Annotated in this window: 16 protein-coding genes; 10 read left to right on the plus strand and 6 right to left on the minus strand. The window is 69.2% G+C overall.

The features are described 5' to 3' along the window. The first annotated feature begins 411 nt into the window (after positions 1 to 411). On the plus strand, positions 412 to 1293 hold the full coding sequence (locus HR086_RS33730; protein ID WP_174467691.1) for a hypothetical protein: 882 nt from the start codon (positions 412 to 414) through the stop codon (positions 1291 to 1293). A 33-nt stretch (positions 1294 to 1326) separates the two neighbouring features. Here HR086_RS33730 and HR086_RS33735 read toward each other — a convergent pair whose 3' ends face one another. Further along, on the minus strand, positions 1327 to 2223 hold the full coding sequence (locus HR086_RS33735; protein ID WP_174467692.1) for a DMT family transporter: 897 nt from the start codon (positions 2221 to 2223) through the stop codon (positions 1327 to 1329). Between the two features lie 128 nt (positions 2224 to 2351). On the opposite strand from HR086_RS33735, the gene HR086_RS33740 reads away from it, so the two are divergent. From HR086_RS33740 to HR086_RS33760, 5 genes are all read left to right on the plus strand, one after another. Next, positions 2352 to 3275: a LysR substrate-binding domain-containing protein gene (locus HR086_RS33740; RefSeq protein WP_174467693.1), complete on the plus strand. Its 924-nt coding sequence runs from the start codon at positions 2352 to 2354 to the stop codon at positions 3273 to 3275. 10 nt (positions 3276 to 3285) lie between these two features. Further along, positions 3286 to 4818, plus strand: coding sequence for an aldehyde dehydrogenase family protein (locus HR086_RS33745; protein WP_174467694.1), 1533 nt, complete (start codon positions 3286 to 3288; stop codon positions 4816 to 4818). Positions 4819 to 4903: 85 nt separating this feature from the next. Then, positions 4904 to 5518, plus strand: a complete 615-nt coding sequence (locus tag HR086_RS33750) for a PH domain-containing protein (RefSeq protein WP_141644685.1) — start codon at positions 4904 to 4906, stop codon at positions 5516 to 5518. Between the two features lie 266 nt (positions 5519 to 5784). Further along, positions 5785 to 6003: a hypothetical protein gene (locus HR086_RS33755; protein WP_141644684.1), complete on the plus strand. Its 219-nt coding sequence runs from the start codon at positions 5785 to 5787 to the stop codon at positions 6001 to 6003. Further along, the gene (locus HR086_RS33760) at positions 6000 to 6887 is read left to right on the plus strand and encodes a hypothetical protein (protein WP_174467695.1); all 888 of its coding nucleotides are present in this window, start codon (positions 6000 to 6002) and stop codon (positions 6885 to 6887) included. Before HR086_RS33755 ends, HR086_RS33760 begins: the two co-directional genes overlap by 4 nt. Before the next feature lie 45 nt (positions 6888 to 6932). On the opposite strand, the gene HR086_RS33765 is transcribed toward HR086_RS33760, so the two are convergent. The 4 genes from HR086_RS33765 to HR086_RS33780 all read right to left on the minus strand — a co-directional run bounded on the left by HR086_RS33765 (position 6933) and on the right by HR086_RS33780 (position 11980). Further along, positions 6933 to 8366, minus strand: coding sequence for a glycoside hydrolase family 43 protein (locus HR086_RS33765; RefSeq protein WP_174467701.1), 1434 nt, complete (start codon positions 8364 to 8366; stop codon positions 6933 to 6935). 99 nt (positions 8367 to 8465) lie between these two features. Beyond that, positions 8466 to 8738: a DUF2277 domain-containing protein gene (locus tag HR086_RS33770; protein WP_174467696.1), complete on the minus strand. Its 273-nt coding sequence runs from the start codon at positions 8736 to 8738 to the stop codon at positions 8466 to 8468. A gap of 257 nt (positions 8739 to 8995) precedes the next feature. Beyond that, positions 8996 to 10267, minus strand: a complete 1272-nt coding sequence (locus HR086_RS33775; RefSeq protein WP_174459255.1) for an RNA polymerase sigma factor — start codon at positions 10265 to 10267, stop codon at positions 8996 to 8998. 378 nt (positions 10268 to 10645) lie between these two features. Beyond that, entirely contained in the window at positions 10646 to 11980 is a 1335-nt protein-coding gene (locus HR086_RS33780; RefSeq protein WP_174463281.1) for a replication-associated recombination protein A, read from the minus strand. 265 nt (positions 11981 to 12245) lie between these two features. Here HR086_RS33780 and HR086_RS33785 point away from each other — a divergent pair, with 265 nt between their 5' ends. The 3 genes from HR086_RS33785 (at position 12246) to HR086_RS33795 (ending at position 15766) form a co-directional block, all read left to right on the plus strand. Then, positions 12246 to 12602 carry a YciI family protein gene (locus tag HR086_RS33785; RefSeq protein WP_174459256.1) on the plus strand — a complete coding sequence of 119 codons (357 nt, stop codon included), beginning with the start codon at positions 12246 to 12248 and terminating at the stop codon, positions 12600 to 12602. Positions 12603 to 12862: 260 nt separating this feature from the next. Next, positions 12863 to 13927 (plus strand): hypothetical protein, encoded by a 1065-nt coding sequence (locus tag HR086_RS33790; RefSeq protein ID WP_174467697.1) that lies wholly within the window; start codon positions 12863 to 12865, stop codon positions 13925 to 13927. Positions 13928 to 14038: 111 nt separating this feature from the next. Then, positions 14039 to 15766 carry a pyruvate dehydrogenase gene (locus HR086_RS33795; RefSeq protein WP_174467698.1) on the plus strand — a complete coding sequence of 576 codons (1728 nt, stop codon included), beginning with the start codon at positions 14039 to 14041 and terminating at the stop codon, positions 15764 to 15766. A 5-nt stretch (positions 15767 to 15771) separates the two neighbouring features. On the opposite strand, the gene HR086_RS33800 is transcribed toward HR086_RS33795, so the two are convergent. Then, positions 15772 to 16233, minus strand: a complete 462-nt coding sequence (locus tag HR086_RS33800) for a 2,4'-dihydroxyacetophenone dioxygenase family protein (RefSeq protein ID WP_174467699.1) — start codon at positions 16231 to 16233, stop codon at positions 15772 to 15774. A gap of 110 nt (positions 16234 to 16343) precedes the next feature. Here HR086_RS33800 and HR086_RS33805 point away from each other — a divergent pair. After that, positions 16344 to 16668, plus strand: a 325-nt coding sequence (locus HR086_RS33805; RefSeq protein ID WP_174467700.1) for a GntR family transcriptional regulator, incomplete at its 3' end; no start/stop codon positions are given.

Below are 16668 nucleotides of genomic sequence, written 5' to 3' on the forward strand. Positions count from 1 at the left end.
CTCCCGGATAGCAGCCCCGGCCCAGGTCCGGGTCCGGCACCTCGATGCGCACCGCGCCTGCTCCATCGAGCGTCGACTTCAGGTGGCGGAGGATGAGGACGAGCGGCTCGTCATGGAAGCGGCGCGGAGGAACGGAGACGTCAGTGGGGCGGGCCATCGCGCCGCGCAGACTACCCCCAAGCCCCAGACCCCAGGTGGACTCCGTGGGAGTCGCCAACGCCGGGCCAATGACAGGCCGCCGCACGGCGCTCTCGCCGCAATCCCTCACAACGAGCCGTGTCGAGTCCCGGGCCGTCGAAACACCTCGGGGCCTGTCCACTGTCTGACTTCTCCGCGCCGCCACACGCACTGCCTGTGCTCGACGAAGCGCGCATTGACGACAACAAGGTATTTCAACTAGTTCATGTAAATATGCGAAAACTGCTTTTGACGAGTCTGACCTTCCTCCTGTGGACGACCACCGCCTGCGGAGGCGCCTCCCCCGCGGAGGGCGTCGAGGCGGAGGGAGACCTGTCGACGCGGGAGCAGGCGGCCTTCGCCGGGGTGAACGGCGACTACTGCCTGGTGAGCCCCTACAACTGCAAGCTGCAGGTGAACGGTGGCAACCGCGTCCCCACCAATGACCCGGCGGACGACAACTGGGGGCTTTCGACGGGGGTCCCCATCCGGGACGGCAACGGCACCGTGGTGGGGACGAACACGCGCACCAGCGCCGCCTTCAATTATGGGCAGACGCGCACGTTCGCGGGAGAGCTGTATGCGTTCGCGGTCTCCACGTCCAACTCCAGCGCCGGGTGGCTGCCCATCTCCAGCATCCTGGGGCGCACGTCCTTCGAGCAGAAGGTCGGCCATGTCTCGGCGCTCGGCGCGGGGCTGAACAAGCTGGGCTGCTACGCCGTGCGCAACTCGCATGACCCGGTGCTGGAGCTCAAGAAGGTCGTCTACGACAGCGAGGCGACGCACGAGCGCGCCGGAGACTACCTGCCGCTGGTTCGCGCCAACGGGCTGCGCTCGGTCAACCTCATCTTCAACGTCCCGGGCATGGCGCTGGGCGGGCCGGCCGTGGACCACTTCCCCGCGGGCACGAAGTTCCAGCGCCTGGACGTGCCCACGGAGTCTGGCATTCCCTCCATCGACATCCCCCTCTGGGTCCAGGACAGCGCCGGCCGCTATCGCCAGCAGTCCGGGGAGATGAAGTTCCTGTATGGCTATGTCATCGCGGCCACCACCGGGACCAAGCGCAACGGGTGGATGGCCTATGACTCGCTCCAGGTCAGCTCCGGCTGTCCTTGAGCCACTGCCAGCCGGGCCGGCGGCGGGCTTCCCTCAGGAAGACTGTCGCTGGCTCAGTGCGACGCTGCCCAGGATGAGCGCGCCCGCGGCGACCATGGTGAGCGTCACCGGCTCGTCCAGCAGCAGCCACGCCCAGGCCACGCCGAACAGCGGCAGCAGGTACGTGACGGTGACGGCGCGGGGCGCGCCGACGCGCTGGATGAGGCGGTAGTACAGCGCATAACCCATCCCCGTGCAGAGCACGCCGAGCGTGACCGCCGACAGCCAGGACACTCCCCGGATGGGCTGGGTGGGCCAGGAGGCCACCGCGAAAGGCAACGTCAGGAGCGCCGCGAAGCCCAGTGTGGCCGCCGCGACAGCGCCCGCCGGCAGGCCCGTGAGGTGACGGCGCACCAGGTTCGCCGCGACGCCGTACAGGAAGGCCGCGGACACGCCCGCCGCCACCGCGAGGCCCGGGCTGGCTCCGGCGATCTTCCCGCTGGCCAGCACCACCACGCCGGTGAAGCCCATGACGAGCGCCACCGCCCGCCGCCCGCCGATGCGCTCTCCGTAGAAGAGGAAGGCCACCAGCGCCGTGAAGAGCACCGTCATGCTGTTGGCGATGGCGCTGATGCCCGCCGGCGCGCGCTGGGCGGCCCAGGCGAAGAGCGCGAAGGGCACCGCCGCGTTGAGCGCGCCCACCAGCGCCAGCTTCGGCCAGTGCGAGCGGGTGAAGACCGCTCGGTGGCGCACGAGGAACGGCATCAGCACCAGCGACCCCAGCACCAGTCGCACCGAGACGAGCGGAAGCGCCCCGAAGTCCGGCGCGGCGATGCGCATGAACATGAAGGAGGAGCCCCAGATGGCCCCCAGCAACCCCAGCTCCAACGGGGTGAGCCAGGCACCGGACAGGGAGGGAACGGCGGGACGGGCAAGCGTGGAAGAATTCATGGGGCGTTCCATAGGAGGGTGATGGCGAGGCGCGAATCTGGCTCCGGTCACCCTCTTTCTGCGCCCGCTCCCCTCTGCCTGCAACCTCATGGTTTTGAGGGCAGCCACAAGTGTGATTTGAGGCTCGCATGCCCCTTCCCACGGCCTGGCTGCCGGCCCTGGCGGCCTTCGAGGCGGCCGCGCGCCACCAGAACTTCGCCCATGCGGCGGAGGAGCTCCATCTGACGGCCAGCGCGGTCAGCCACCATGTGCGCAAGCTGGAGGGACTGCTCGGCGTCACCCTCTTCCAGCGGCATGCGCGCGGCGTGTCCTTGACGATAGAGGGACGTCAGCTCTCCGACGCCGCGCAGAGCGCGCTGGCGGACATCGACGACGTGATGCGAGACCTGGGCGACACCCGGGAAGAGCGCCACCGCGTGCGCATCACCACCATGCTCTCGCTCTCCCACACCTGGCTGCTGCCGCGCCTGCCGGACTTCACCTCGGCCCACCCGCACGTGCGGGTGCGCATCGACACGGAGATGGCGCTGACGAGCTTCGACGAGGGAGGCCCCGACCTGGGCATCCGCTATGGCCTGGGCCATTGGCCGGGGATGACCGCCCACCACCTGATGCCAGACGCCATGTTCCCGGTGGCCTCCCCGGACCTGCCCGGCGTCGAGCACGTGTCGGCCCCGGCGGACATCCAGAAGCTGCCGCTCGTCGGGGACCACGCGCGGCAGTCCTGGCAGGACTGGTTCCGCGCCGCCGAGGTGCACGGCGCGCGCATCGACGTCCGTTACTCGTTCAGCGACACCACCAACGCGCTGCTCGCCGCCGCGCGGGGGCTGGGCGCGGCGCTCGCGCGGGACAAGGTCTCCGAGCCCTTTCTCTCCAACGGAAGCCTCGTCCGACTGCCCGGTCCCTCGCTGCCCACGCGCTACTCCTACTTCGTGGTGTATCCCTCCCACCGCCGGCTCCGGGCCGCGGCGCGGACCTTCGTCGACTGGGTCCTCACGCAGCCGGGCCGCGCGCCTCCGCCGCCGGTCGCCAGGAAGCCACCGACGTTGTAGGAAGACGCCCATGCTCCACCCCATCCTCGACGCGCTCGGCCTGACCGAGCACAACCCTGGCAGCTATCTCGGTCACGGCGAGTGGACCGGCTCCTCCTCCGAGCCGGCCCTGGAGGTCTTCAATCCCTCCAATGGCCAGCGCCTGGCGACCGTGTCGTCCGCGAGCGCGGAGGACCACGAGAAGCTGATGCACGCCGCCGCCCAGGCCTTCGTGGCGTGGCGCGCGCTGCCCGCTCCCCGTCGGGGTGAGGCCATCCGGCTGTGTGGCGAGGCCCTGCGCCGGAACAAGGACGCGCTCGGCTCGCTCGTCGCGCTGGAGATGGGCAAGGTGAAGGCCGAGGGCGACGGCGAGGTGCAGGAGATGATCGACATCGCCGACTTCGCGGTGGGCCAGTCGCGCATGCTCTATGGCCTGACGATGCACTCCGAGCGCCCGGGCCATCGGATGTATGAGCAATGGCATCCCCTGGGCCTGGTCGGCATCATCAGCGCCTTCAACTTCCCCGTGGCCGTCTGGGCCTGGAACGCGTTCATCGCCGCCGTGTGCGGCGACGTGTCCATCTGGAAGCCCTCGCCCAAGACGCCACTGACGGCCATCGCGGCGACGCGCATCTGCAACGCCGCGCTGAAGGCCGGCGGCTTCCCGGAGGTCTTCTTCCTGCTCAACGCCTCGGGCACCGAGCGCGCCGAGCGACTGGTGGAGGACCCGCGCGTGGCGCTGGTGAGCTTCACCGGCTCGTCCGCCGTCGGGCGGCAGGTGGGCGTGCGCGTGGCGCAACGACTGGGGCGGAGCCTGCTGGAGCTGGGCGGCAACAACGCCATCATCGTGGACGCCACCGCGGACCTGAAGCTGGCGATTCCCGCCATCGTCTTCGGCGCGGTGGGCACCGCGGGCCAGCGCTGCACCACCACCCGGAGGCTCTTCGTCCACGAGTCCATCCTCGACGACGTGGTGGGCCGACTCGCCGCCGCCTACGCCCAGGTGGAGAAGCGCATCGGCGACCCGCTGGAGCCGGGCACGCTGATGGGTCCCCTCATCGACCGGGCCGCCGTGCAACGCTTCGAGGCCACCGTCGCCCAGGCCCGCGCGGCCGGGGCCCGCATCGTCAGCGGGGGCAAGGCGCTGGAGCGCGACGGCCACTTCGTGCAGCCCACGCTCATCACCGGCGTGAAGCCCACGGATGCGTGGGTCCAGGCGGAGACCTTCGCGCCCATCCTCTACGTCATGCCGTTCCGGACGCTGGACGAGGCCATCACCTTCCAGAACGGCGTGCCCCAGGGCCTCTCGTCGTCCGTGTTCACCCGCGACTTCCAGAGCGCGGAGAAGTTCCTGTCCGCCGCCGGCTCCGACTGCGGCATCGCCAACGTCAACATCGGCACCTCCGGCGCGGAGATTGGCGGCGCCTTCGGAGGCGAAAAGGACACCGGCGGAGGCCGCGAGTCCGGCTCCGACGCGTGGAAGGCGTACATGCGGCGGCAGACCAACACGCTGAACTACTCCGACGCGCTGCCCCTGGCGCAGGGCATTCGCTTCGACCTGTGACGGGGTCGTCTCCTATGCTCGCGCGGGGCTCGACACGGCCCACGCGGTTCCACCTCGATACAGCTGACACACAGGGAGATTTGACATGTTCGGGAAGCTCGCCGCAGACGCGCTCGGCCTCAGTGACATCGGCTCCGTCATCACCTCGGCGGACTACGACAAGGTGGACTCCGACGACTATGTGATGCACGAGGACCAGGAGAAGATCTTCTTCCTCATCAAGTCCAAGTCCGACGAGTACTGTTTCACCAACAAGGCGCTCGTCCACCTCGACGGCACCAGCGCCGCGAGCAAGAAGCGCATGCTGCGCCGCTACACGTACAGCGCCAACCCCGTCTCCCACGTCATGCTCGAGACGGCGGGCAACATCGACATGGACGTCGAAATCAAGTTCCGCCTGGGCGCGCGCGACTTCTCCATCGACGTGCACAAGAAGCATCTGGAGCAGGTGAAGGACCTCTACAAGGCCCTGTTCCGCATCTCAGAGCTGATGCACGAGAACGAAGTCTCCTTGAGCCACGCGAAGACGAGCCTGGAGGTCGCCTCCACCACGCTCGGCCGCGGCCAGGCGGGCGCCACGCCCATCGTCGAGTCCTTCAAGGAGCTCAACCAGGCCGCCTTCGCCTGGCTCGCCGGCGCGCAGCAGAAATACTGGGTGAAGGACTTCGGCTTCGTCTTCGAGCGATACATCAAGGCCTGAACCCTCCCACATCCACCGCCGGATGCCTGCTCGTGCATCCGGCGGCCGGGCTCAGCACGCGCGGTCCTCACCCGCTACACCTGTTGTCGCTCTCAAGACGGGCTCTCCCTGTAATCCAGGTGCAGCTGGACTCAATCGACGGGAGGCGCGGACGGGCCGCTCGTATGTCTTCGGGATTCGCTCTACCCTGGAAGTCCTCACCAGGAGCGTTCGCGATTATCACCTCGTCCTCCCAGACCGCCCCCGCTGGCTGGCACGACATTCTCGTGCGTCACCTCGAACCCCTGCTCGGAGGCTTCACCGCCAAGATGGCCATCCACACGGCGGCGTTGCGCGCGCTGAAGCGCCCGCCGGAGCAGGTCACGCTCCAGGAACTCCCGCAACTGCTCGAAGGCCTCAAGCCGATGCTCAACACCTTCATTGGCGCGCTGCACGCCAAGGTCATCCTCGCGGAAATCGCCACCTCGCTGGAGAAGGCGCGATGAGCCCCGCTTCCGCTTCCAGTCGCTCCGCCTCCGTCGCGCCGTGGTTCGGCGCCGTGGTGGTGCTCCAGTTCGCCCACCTCTTCGCCGTCGCGACGGCGGCGCCCGAGCGGCTGGCGTTGGTGCATGACGTCGCGGGCTGGGTGAGCGGACTGCTCGCCGTCGCCGGCACGTTCGCCGCGGCGAGCGCGTTCGTCTCCGGGGACTACCTGCGCAAGGTGTGGGGCGGACTCACGGCGGGGGCAGCCCTGTCCCTGGTCAGCGCGGCGCTGCGCAGCTACTGGCTGCACACGGTGCCGGACGTCGCCTTCACGGCCTCGCCGCTGCTGCCCTACCGCATGGTCGCCGTGGTGTTGGCCAACATCGCCACCACCTACGCGCTGGTCCTCCTGGCGATGACCTACCGGCAGTCGGGCCTCCAGCCTCCGTCCAGCCCTCGCACGAAGGCGCTGTGGGCGGTGACGGCCATCGCCGCGCTGGCGGTGGGCATCCCCTCGCTCGTCACGGAGGTGCGCAACCTCTCCTCCGGCGTCAACTCCGCGCCCTCGGCGGTCATCAGCCTGGCGTCGACGCTGGCGGACATGACGACCATCTTCCTGGTCGCCCCCATCCTGAGCGTCGCGTACATGCTGCGCGGTGGACGGCTCGCCTGGGTGTGGTGGGCCATGGGCCTGTCCGGCGCCACGTGGCTGCTGTACGACGCGCGCGTGTGGCTGGCCCCGCTGCTCCCCGGCGACGCGGCGCATGGCGCGGAGCTGCTGCGCACGCTGCGGACATCCGGACTCGTGCTGCTCGGGCTCGCGGGCTGGCTGCAGCGCTCCGCCCTGGGGCCCCAGAAGGTCGAGGCCCCCGAGGCCTCGCTCAACACCTCCGCCGGAATGTCCTGACGCCGGAAGGGGGCACGGTGCGCCGTGCCCCCAGTCGATCCGCTGCTACGGCCGGGGACGCGAGCCCACCGAGGGCGCCTCCGGCACCGCGGGCCAGCCGTTGGGCCAGGTGATGGCGTCCACGAGCATGACCCGCGCGGTGTGAGCGCTGTTCCACGCGTGGTAGACCATGTACGTGTCGCCGCCCGGTCCGTTCACCACGGAGTTGTGGCCCGGCCCCACCCAGCCGCCTCCCGTCGTGAGGATGGGCGCGCCCGCCTTGGTGTACGGCCCCAACGGACTGGTGGCCCGGGCGACTCCCACGGCATAGGTGCTGTTGTAGTACGCGTTACCACTGTAAAAGAGATAGTAGTAGCCGCCGCGCGCGACGACCCAGGGCGCCTCCACCACGCCGCCTTCCCAGGCGAGGTTGTTGGTCATGAGCGTGCGCCGGGTTCCCACGAGCGACAGTCCGTCCGCGGAGAGCGCCTGGCCGTAGAGGGGCGTCGGCTGGCCCACCGCGTTCCCATCCGCCTTCCACACGAGGTACCCCGTCCCGGCGGTGTCCGTGAAGAACGTCGCGTCAATCATCCCCATGCCCGCGTCGTGGATGAGGGGCCGGCCCAGGTCCGTGAACGGCCCGGTGGCGCTGGTGGACGTGGCCGCGCCAATGGACAGCTTTCCGTCCGATTGCCGCGCGGTGAAGTACGCGATGAAGCGTCCGCCCACCCGGTGGATTTCCGGCGCCCAGAAGTCACCGGTCGCCCACGACGGCCGACTCCCGGCGGGGAAGATGGAGCCCGCGCCCGTCCACGTCACCAGGTCCGTGGAGACACGCAGCGGGAAGGCGCTCGCGGCGCCCCCCGAGGTGCACGCGGCCACGTAGCGAGTGCCGTCGTGGATGACGCCCGGGTCCGCGCAGTCCGAGGCGACGACGGGGTTCTGGTACAGGCCGCCGCAGCCCGTGTAGCGCATGGACATGCCGCAGGCATTCGCTCCGCTGAAGTAGGGCCCCCAGCCGTTCGACAGCACGGCGTAGGAGTTGGGGGCCGCATTCACACAGGCCCTGTCCCAGAACACGCGCCCGCCTACGTCGTCGTATTGCGCGGGGTGATTCGCCGGGTGCATCCACGCGGCGCCATAGGTCACTCGCGTGGCACAAGCGCCCGCGCCAGGACAGGTGGTGTCGAGCGCGAGCACACAAGCGTTGTTGCCCGTGAAGTACGGCTTCCAGCCGTTGGAGAGCACGGCGTAGGAGTTGGTGCCCTCGTTGACGCAGACGCCATCCCACGTCACCAGGTCCGCCGCGACGTCTTCATTCCCGGGGTGGCCCGAGGGATGAATCCAGCGGTCTCCGTAGGTGATGCGCGTGCTGCATGCGAGCGCCCCGGTGGCGGTATTCGCGGGCCCCTCTCCCAGCGAGGTCTCCGGACTCTCACTTCCACAGCCCACTGCGAGCAGCGAGGCGACAGCAACGACAGACCACCACGAGGACCGCATCATCGGACGACCTCCGAGCGCAAGGGCCGGCCTCGGCCCCATGCGCCGTGTGCACTGCGTGGGAACAGTCGGTCAGCGGCCAGGACTCGCGGGCGGGACTCAGCCGGCGGCGTCGGCCTTCTTGTAGCGAAGCTTCTTCAGGGCCTCGAACCGCACCCGGTCTCTCGGGGGCGTCGTCGCCACCAACCCCTCCAGCATCAGCTTCGAGCTTCGGAAGATTTCCTCGACGGCGACCTCGAACGCATCCGCGTTCTGCTTCGACGGCTTGCGAGTCCCGGCGATCTTCCGGACGAACTGCAGGGCCGCCGCGCGAATGTCGTCATCCGTGGCGGGAGGCGAGAAGTTGAACAGGGGCTTGATGTTCCGGCACATGCGCGCAGGGTAGTCCAACTCCCACGGCGACAACCCCCGGCGGACCCTCACCCACGCCTGGCGAGGGACGAAGCGAGGGCTTGAGCATGCCCGTCAACGCTTCGGCTCCAGGGGCCGTGAAAGATTTCCACGAGAGTACGTGTGCCGCCGACGGCGCCCCTTGAGTCACCCGCGCGCGGAGCACGTGCTCGCGTCCCGCCACTTCGAGCCTCAGGCGGTGGTCGCGCGTCACGCAGGTGCGAGTGAGCCTGGCGCGACTATGCCTCCTTGCGAGCGCAGGCCGCGGCGCGGTCGAGGAGCAGCGTCTGTTCGCGCGCGTTGCGAGTGAGCGAGGCGGCGCGCTCGAACTCCTTGCGCGCCTCGTCGAAGCGGCCCAGCTTCCGCAGCAGGTCTCCGCGCACGCTGGGCAGCAGGTGGTAGCTGGCGAGCGAAGGCTCCGCGGTCAGCGTGTCGACGACGGCCAACCCGGCGGCGGGGCCGTACGCCATCGACAGCGCGACGGCGCGGTTCAGCTCGATGACGGGCGAAGGCGTGAGCCGCACCAGCACCGCGTACAGCGAGGCGATGCGCGCCCAGTCCGTGTCTTCCGGTTGCCGCGCCCGGGCATGACAGGCGGCGAGCGCGGCCTGCAGCGCATACGGCCCCTGCGCCCCGCCCAGCTTCTCCGCGCGCTCCAGCGCCGCGAGCCCACGGCGGATGAGGAGCTGGTCCCACTGCGCGCGGTTCTGCTCGAGCAGCAGCACGGGTTGACCGTTGGGCCCCACGCGGGCCCGCGAGCGCGACGCCTGGATTTCCATCAGCGCGACCAGGCCGTGGACCTCCGGCTCCTGGGGCGCCAGCTCCGCGAGGATGCGTCCCAGCCGCAGCGCGTCCGCGCACAGCTCCGGCCGCATCCAGTCGTCTCCCCCCGTCGCTGAATACCCCTCGTTGAAGACGAGGTAGATGACCTCCAGCACCGACGACAGGCGGACCGCGAGCTCCTCGCCCCGGGGCAGTTCGAAGGGCACCTTCTCCTCGGAGAGCGTGCGCTTGGCCCGGACGATGCGCTGGGCGACGGTGGGGGACGGCACCAGGAAGGCGCGCGCGATTTCCTCCGTCGTCAGGCCTCCGAGCAGCCTCAAGGTGAGCGCGACGCGCGCCTCCGTCGAGAGGATGGGATGGCAGGCGATGAACATGAGGCGCAAGAGGTCGTCGCCCACGTCGTTGTCGAGCGCCGCGTCCAGGTCCGGAGCGCCGTGCGCCTGGTCCGACTCCAACTCGTGGCCCAGCTCCTCGTGCTTGCGCTCCAGGCGCTTGCCCCGACGAAGCTCGTCGATGGCGCGTCGCTTGGCGGTGGCCATCAACCACGCACCCGGGTTGTCCGGGATGCCCGCCGTGGGCCAGCGCTCCAGCGCGGCGACCAGCGCGTCCTGGGCGAGCTCCTCGGCGAGCCCGACGTCGCGCACCATGCGCGTCAGGCCGGCGATGAGCCGAGCGGACTCAATCCTCCAGACCGCTTCGATGGCACGATGATTCTCTGGAACTGTCACGCGGCGGAATAGAGCACCCTCGTCCGCCGATGCAAGGACGGCCCGCGCCCGAGCGCGAAAGCCTCTCAAGGCCGACAGGTGTCCAACGGCCACAGTGTGCCGTGGGTTGCGAGGGGCGCCCACACGGGCTAGCTTTTCGTTGACTTCTGCAACCACGCAGCCGGTCCCGACGCAGCGTACGACGTGGTCTCCATTCCGAATGGGGTGTGGTCCTCGCGCGACTCGTCTCCCTGCTGCGAAGCACTCCCCTTCAGGACAAGTGGGTCCGCCTGAGACTCGTCCAACTCATCGGACGCCTCGACACGGCCAGGCACCATCCATCCTTTCTGCGCGCGGTGCTATTTCAAGCCGCGCGCGACAGGAAGGAGTAGCAGGGCCCTACTCGCCCCGGCTGGCCTTGTCCTCGCGCCACCAGTGACTCATGCGCTCGTGGATCTCCGCCTCATAGCCTTCCTTGCTCGGGCGGTAGAAGACGGAGCGCTCCAGCGGCGGGGGCAGGTAGGTCTGCCCCGGGGCGTAGTGGTCCTTGAAGTCCCAGGGCGGGGTGTAGCCCTTGCCGTGCCCCAGCTCCTTCATCAAGTCCGTGGGCGCGTTGCGCAGCGGCAGCGGTGGCGCCGCGTTGGGGTGCTCCTCCAGCGCGGCGAGCGCGGCGTTCATCGCCGCATAGGCGCGGTTGCTCTTGCGCGCCGTGGCCAGCGTGACGACGGCATGCGCGACGAACAGCCGACCCTCCGGCATGCCCGTGGAGTGGAAGCTCTCCTCGCACGCGCGGACGATGGTGATGGCCTCCGGCATCGCCATGCCCACGTCCTCCACGGCGATGACCTTGAGCCTGCGCCACAGCGACACCACGTCTCCCGTCTGCAGCAGCTTCGCGGCCCAGAAGATGGCGCCCTGCGCGTTGGAACCCCGGCAGGACTTCTGGAGCGCGCTCAGCAGGTCGTAGTGCTGGTCTCCATCCTTGTCGTGCCGCGCGAGCCCCGTGCCCACGGCCTCGCGCGCCGTGTCCACGTTGATTTCGCCACCGTCCGCCGTCAGCCCCGCGGCCATCTCCAGCGCGCCCAGCGCCTTGCGCACGTCCCCTGCCCCGCCCCTCGCCAGCAGCGCGAGCGCGTCTTCGCCCACGGTCAGCCTGCGCTTGCCCAGCCCGCGCTTCTCGTCGGTGAGTGCTCGCTGGAGCGCGCCCTGGATGTCCGCGAGCGTGAGGTCCTGGAGTTGGAATACGCGGCACCGGCTGACGAGCGCGGGTCGCACCTCGAAGCTGACGTTCTCCGTCGTCGCGCCCAGCAGGACGAGCAGGCCGCTCTCCACGTGCGGCAGCGCCTGCTCCTGGACGTTCTTCGCCCAGCGGTGGATTTCGTCCACGAAGAGCACCGTCCGGCGCGAGTACTGGTTGCGCGCGCGCTCCGCCTCCGCGACGACTTCGCGGATGCGGGGAATGCCGTCCGACACGGCCGACAGGATGACCAGCTCCGCGTCGACGCTGGAGGCCAGCATGCGCGCCAGCGTCGTCTTGCCCACGCCAGGCGGGCCCCAGAACAGCGAGGAGACAATCTGCTTGCGCTCCATCAACCGGCGCAGCGGACCTCCCGGGCCAAGCAGATGGGACTGTCCGATGAATTCATCGGGCGTGCGTGGACGCATCCGCTCCGCGAGGGGAGCGAAGCGATTCACATCAACGGAAGCAGAGAACAGGTCGGGGCCGGCACTCATCGCACTGCACGCTCCCCTCTCCGACTCGCGGGGTCAACCACCGAGGCACACCCAGAGTGGCGCGCGGTCTTCTCTCACCCATGGTGCGGCGGCGGTCCACTCCCGTCGGATACCGGACAGGGGAAATGGGCCCGGTCCGCTCGAATGAAAAACGCACCGTGCGACTGGCGGGCAAGCGATGGAGAGCGAGCAACGCACCTTCGGTGGCTCGACGACGTGTCACGGGGCTGGCGTAGAGTCGCGGCTCTCAAAAGGAGGGAGCGCGATGTCTTTCATGCTGCTGATGATGGAGGCCCCGGGGAAGCGCCAGGCTCGGCCACTCGATGAAGGCCAGGCCGCCTACGCTCGGATGATGGCCTTCCAGGAGAAGCTCCGGACCAATGGCGTGCTCGTGACGGGCGAGGCGCTCAAGTCCGATGACCACGCGGTGCGCATCGAGAACTACGGAGGCAAGCGCACGGTGAGCGACGGCCCGTTCACCGAGTCGAAGGAAATCATCGGCGGCTTCTTCCTCCTCAACTGCAAGACGCGCGAGGAGGCCCTGGAATATGCCCACGCGTGTCCCGCCAGTGAGTGGGGCATCGTCGAGCTGCGGGAAGTCGCCAGCAGCTGTTACGAGTGAGCTGGAGCATCGTCCAGGTCCGTCGTCCCGTCCCGTGAGTCCCCCAGTGTGCCGCCCCGCTCCACGCTGGAGGCTCACGTACGCCCAGCCCCTCGAACCGACCTTTGTCGCTGACGCACCCCGTCAGGGGCTGGCCGTTCTATCCCGCACCGAGGGTGAGTCAGGAATATCTCAGCCCCCAAGAAACCGTGGAAGTGAGGGACCGATAACTCTTTTGTAGGTCATTTGCTGCTGGCCCCCACACCCCCCAGAGGCCTGTCATGAATTTTAAAGTCCCGAGCTTCCGCGATGTGAAGAGCGCGGTCACCAACACCGCCAAGAACGCGAAGGACGCGGTCGTCGACAAGGCGAAGGACGTGAAGGACGCGGTCGTCGACAAGGCGAAGGACGCGAAGAACACGGTCGTCGACACCTCGAAGGACGTGTTCGAGGTGGTGAAGCACAATCCGGTGACGGACAAGCTGAAGCAGGTGCTCCCGGACCCGAAGGACCTGGCGCGCGACGCGCTCCAGACGGGCCTGCGGGTGGCCTACCAAGGCGCGGACAAGCTGCTGCCGAGCGGCGCGACGGACCTGCTGCTGAGTGGCACCGAGAAGGGCATGGACGTGCTCGCCAAGGGCTCCGAGGTGGTGCTGGGCAAGGACTCCGGCGTGACGGACAAGCTCCAGAAGCTGGCGGACGTGGACCTCAACGGCATCAACCGGACCAAGGACCCCGTGACGGGCCAGGAGCTCAAGGCGGACTGGCCGGGCCTGTGGAGCACGTGGCTGCTGGAGGAGAAGCCCAAGGACCTGGGCACCTGGACCAAGGAGGGCGGCGTCGACGTCGTCACCGTGCGCGACAACGCGTACACGGAGGACCTCGCCGGCCGCCCGCACCAGCAGGCCGTGACGGACGCGTTCTTCGAGAAGTTCCCGAACCCGAAAGTGGGCGACACGTTCTCGCCGAACGACGTGAACCACCCGGACTACAACGCGGGGCTCTACAAGTTCACGGGCCCAGGGACGGCCGAGGAAGGCAGCGCGTCCGCGAAGGACGACAAGCAGGGGGCCTATACGTCGCTGGAGTGGTTCATGGGCTCGTACCACACGCAGGTGAAGTGCACCGGCATCGACGAGAAGACGGGCAAGCCGAACCTGGAGTACACGGTGTCGAACAAGGCCCACTTCCAGTCGGGCACCCGCGTGCCGGACAGCTTCCAGAAGGCGGGCCTGCCGGAGTACCTCGTCCCCAATCACGACCGGGGTGAGGGGGTGGGCATCGGTGGTAACTGGCAGCAGCACTACGTCTGGACCGCCAACGGCGTGGAAGCGCCGAAGAAGTAATCGCGCCGCCTGACGCGGGATGCCCTCCCGCGTCCAGGGCGGCCAGCGGAGTGCCTGCTCCCCTGCTGACTCGGGTTGCCCGGAAGCCGGGCGCCCCCCAGCTTCACTCGCATGAGTCACTCCAGTGTGGCGGATGCGCTCGTCCAGACGCTCATCGACGCGGGTGCCGAGCGCATCTACGGCGTCGTCGGCGACAGCCTCAATCCCATCACCGACGCCGTGCGCCGCAGCCAGGGGAAGCTGCGGTGGGTCCACGTCCGGCACGAAGAGGCCGGCGCCTTCGCCGCCTCCGCCGAGGCCCAGCTCAGCGGCAAGCTCGCGGTGTGCGCGGGGAGCTGCGGACCGGGCCACCTGCACCTCATCAACGGGCTCTATGACGCCCATCGCAGCTACGCCCCGGTGCTCGCGCTCGTCTCTCACATCCCCAGCGAGCAGATTGGCACCTCGTACTTCCAGGAGACGCACCCGGAGCTGCTCTTCCGCGAGTGCAGCCACTTCTGCGAGATGGTGTCCAACCCCAAGCAGGCCCCGCGCCTGTTCCGGCTCGCCGCGCGGACGGCGCTGGCGAAAGGCGGCGTATCCGCCGTGGTGCTTCCCGGAGACATCGCCGCGCTCGATGCGGCCGAGGACGTCCCCTCCAGCTTCTCCACCGCGCTCCCCGTGGTCCGCCCGGCCGACGCGGAGTTGGACCGGCTGGCCGCGCTGCTCAACTCCGCCTCACGGGTGACGGTGTTCTGCGGCAGCGGCTGCAAGGGCGCCCACGCGGAGGTGCTCGCGCTGGCCAAGGCGCTCCAGTCTCCCGTGGGCCACGCGTACCGCGGCAAGGAGTGGGTGGCCTACGACAACCCCTACGACGTGGGCATGACGGGCCTGCTGGGCTACGGCGCGGCGTACGAAGCCATGCACGCGTGTGATGTCCTCCTGCTGCTGGGCACCGACTTCCCCTACGACGCGTTCATGCCCGTGAAGCCCCACATCGCCCAGGTGGACGTGCGGCCAGAGCACCTGGGCCGCCGCTCGCGCCTGGACCTGGGCGTCTGCGGCGACATCCGGGAGACCTTGCGCGCCCTCCTTCCCCGGCTGGAGCAGAAGGAAGACCGGCGCCATCTGGAGGATGCACTGGAGGAGCTGGCCAAGGCGCGGCGCAAGCTGGACACCCACGTGCGCAACGTCGGCTCGCACCGCCCCCTGCATCCGGAGTACGTGGCAGCCCTGCTCGACGAGGTGGCGGCCGACAACGCCGTCTTCACCGTGGACACGGGCATGTGCAACGTGTGGTCCGCCCGCTACCTGCGCGCCACCGCCGAGCGGCGCATCATCGGCTCCTTCACGCACGGCTCCATGGCCAACGCGCTGCCTCAGGCCATTGGCGCGCAACTGCTGTACCCGGACCGGCAGGTCATCTCCATGTCCGGGGACGGCGGCTTCGCCATGCTGATGGGCGACTTCCTCACGCTGGCGCAGTACGACCTGCCCGTGAAGGTCGTCATCTTCAACAACAGCTCGCTCGGCATGGTGAAGCTGGAGATGCAGGTGTCGGGCTACCCGGACACGGAGACGGACCTGGTGAATCCAAACTTCGCGAAGCTGGCGGAGGCCGTGGGCGTCATGGGGCAGCGCGTGGAGGCCCCCGGGGATGTGCGCGGCGCCTTCGAGCGAGCCCTCGCACACCCGGGGCCCGCCCTCGTCGACGTCGTCACGGACCCGCACGCGCTCTCCATGCCGCCCCGGGTCACCGCGAAGCAGGTGGCGGGCTTCGCCCTGGCGATGACCAAGCTCGTCTTCACCGGCGAGGGCGGCGAGGTGCTGGACACGGTGGAGGCGCAGCTCCACCACTGAGGTCCTCACTCGAGGGTGGCCAGGAACTCCGCGCCGTTCGCCTCGCACCAGCGCCGGTAGGTCGCCAGCCGCTCGGCGGAGCCGACGCTCTTGGTGACCCGGCCCTCGGCGTCCAGGTACTCGATGGCGCCGCGCACGGTGATGAGGATGACGACCGGCTCGTCACCGATGGCCATCCAGCTGTCGGTGTTGCCCGCCGGCTCGTAGACGTAGCCACCGGGTCCCACCACGTCGCCGGTGTCGAGCAGCTTGCGCGTCCCGGAGAGGTTGACGGCATGCACCTCGCCCGTGTGTCGGTGGCGGGGAATCAGGGTGCCGGGCTCCAGCCGGAAGATGTACATCCAGCCCGAGCCATCCCGGAAGAAGCGCAGCGGCTTGAAGGAGAGGCCGGGCGGGCCCATGGGAATCCAGGGCATGCGCGCGGGGTCGACGGGGTGTGACGTGAGGGACTGGGCAGCGGGGCTCATGGGGGCTCCAGTGTTCGGTTGAGAAGTGCCGACAGGGTGCCCCCTCCATGGCCCGCCGACAGGTCCAGGTTTGACGAATCTCATTGGGCCAATCTATGGAGGTCCCTGGCATGGACCTTCACGTCGACCTCAAGGACCGCAGGGACCTGGCGGGGCAGATCTACCGGGGCCTGCGAGCGCAGATTCTCGACGGTCGCCTGCGCGGCGGAGAGCGGGTACCGCCCACGCGCGAGCTGGCCCGGCGGCTGGGCGTGTCGCGCAACACGGTGAGCGTCGCCTACGAGTGGCTGGGTGCGGAGGGGCTGCTCGCGGGGCGCAGCCGTGCGGGCAGCATCGTCCAGGAGCCGCCTCGGGAGCACGCCCCGCGAGGCAGGGCCTCCGCTGGAGTGAAGCTGCGCCCTCGGGCCATCTGGAGCGAGCTGCCCACCCCTCGCC

Source organism: Myxococcus sp. CA039A (assembly GCF_013336645.1).
Classification (GTDB): Bacteria; Myxococcota; Myxococcia; order Myxococcales; family Myxococcaceae; genus Myxococcus; species Myxococcus llanfairpwllgwyngyllgogerychwyrndrobwllllantysiliogogogochensis.

Bases quoted from the DNA above. Each gene is read 5' to 3' on its own strand.
- HR086_RS33780 (WP_174463281.1), bottom strand. From the start codon at position 11,980: ATGAGTGCCGGCCCCGACCTGTTCTCTGCTTCCGTTGATGTGAATCGC.
- HR086_RS33770 (WP_174467696.1), bottom strand. From the start codon at position 8,738: ATGTGCCGGAACATCAAGCCCCTGTTCAACTTCTCGCCTCCCGCCACG.
- HR086_RS33800 (WP_174467699.1), bottom strand. From the start codon at position 16,233: ATGAGCCCCGCTGCCCAGTCCCTCACGTCACACCCCGTCGACCCCGCG.
- HR086_RS33765 (WP_174467701.1), bottom strand. From the start codon at position 8,366: ATGCGGTCCTCGTGGTGGTCTGTCGTTGCTGTCGCCTCGCTGCTCGCA.
- HR086_RS33740 (WP_174467693.1), top strand. From the start codon at position 2,352: ATGCCCCTTCCCACGGCCTGGCTGCCGGCCCTGGCGGCCTTCGAGGCG.
- HR086_RS33730 (WP_174467691.1), top strand. From the start codon at position 412: ATGCGAAAACTGCTTTTGACGAGTCTGACCTTCCTCCTGTGGACGACC.
- HR086_RS33745 (WP_174467694.1), top strand. From the start codon at position 3,286: ATGCTCCACCCCATCCTCGACGCGCTCGGCCTGACCGAGCACAACCCT.
- HR086_RS33785 (WP_174459256.1), top strand. From the start codon at position 12,246: ATGTCTTTCATGCTGCTGATGATGGAGGCCCCGGGGAAGCGCCAGGCT.
- HR086_RS33790 (WP_174467697.1), top strand. From the start codon at position 12,863: ATGAATTTTAAAGTCCCGAGCTTCCGCGATGTGAAGAGCGCGGTCACC.
- HR086_RS33750 (WP_141644685.1), top strand. From the start codon at position 4,904: ATGTTCGGGAAGCTCGCCGCAGACGCGCTCGGCCTCAGTGACATCGGC.
- HR086_RS33760 (WP_174467695.1), top strand. From the start codon at position 6,000: ATGAGCCCCGCTTCCGCTTCCAGTCGCTCCGCCTCCGTCGCGCCGTGG.
- HR086_RS33795 (WP_174467698.1), top strand. From the start codon at position 14,039: ATGAGTCACTCCAGTGTGGCGGATGCGCTCGTCCAGACGCTCATCGAC.
- HR086_RS33735 (WP_174467692.1), bottom strand. From the start codon at position 2,223: ATGAATTCTTCCACGCTTGCCCGTCCCGCCGTTCCCTCCCTGTCCGGT.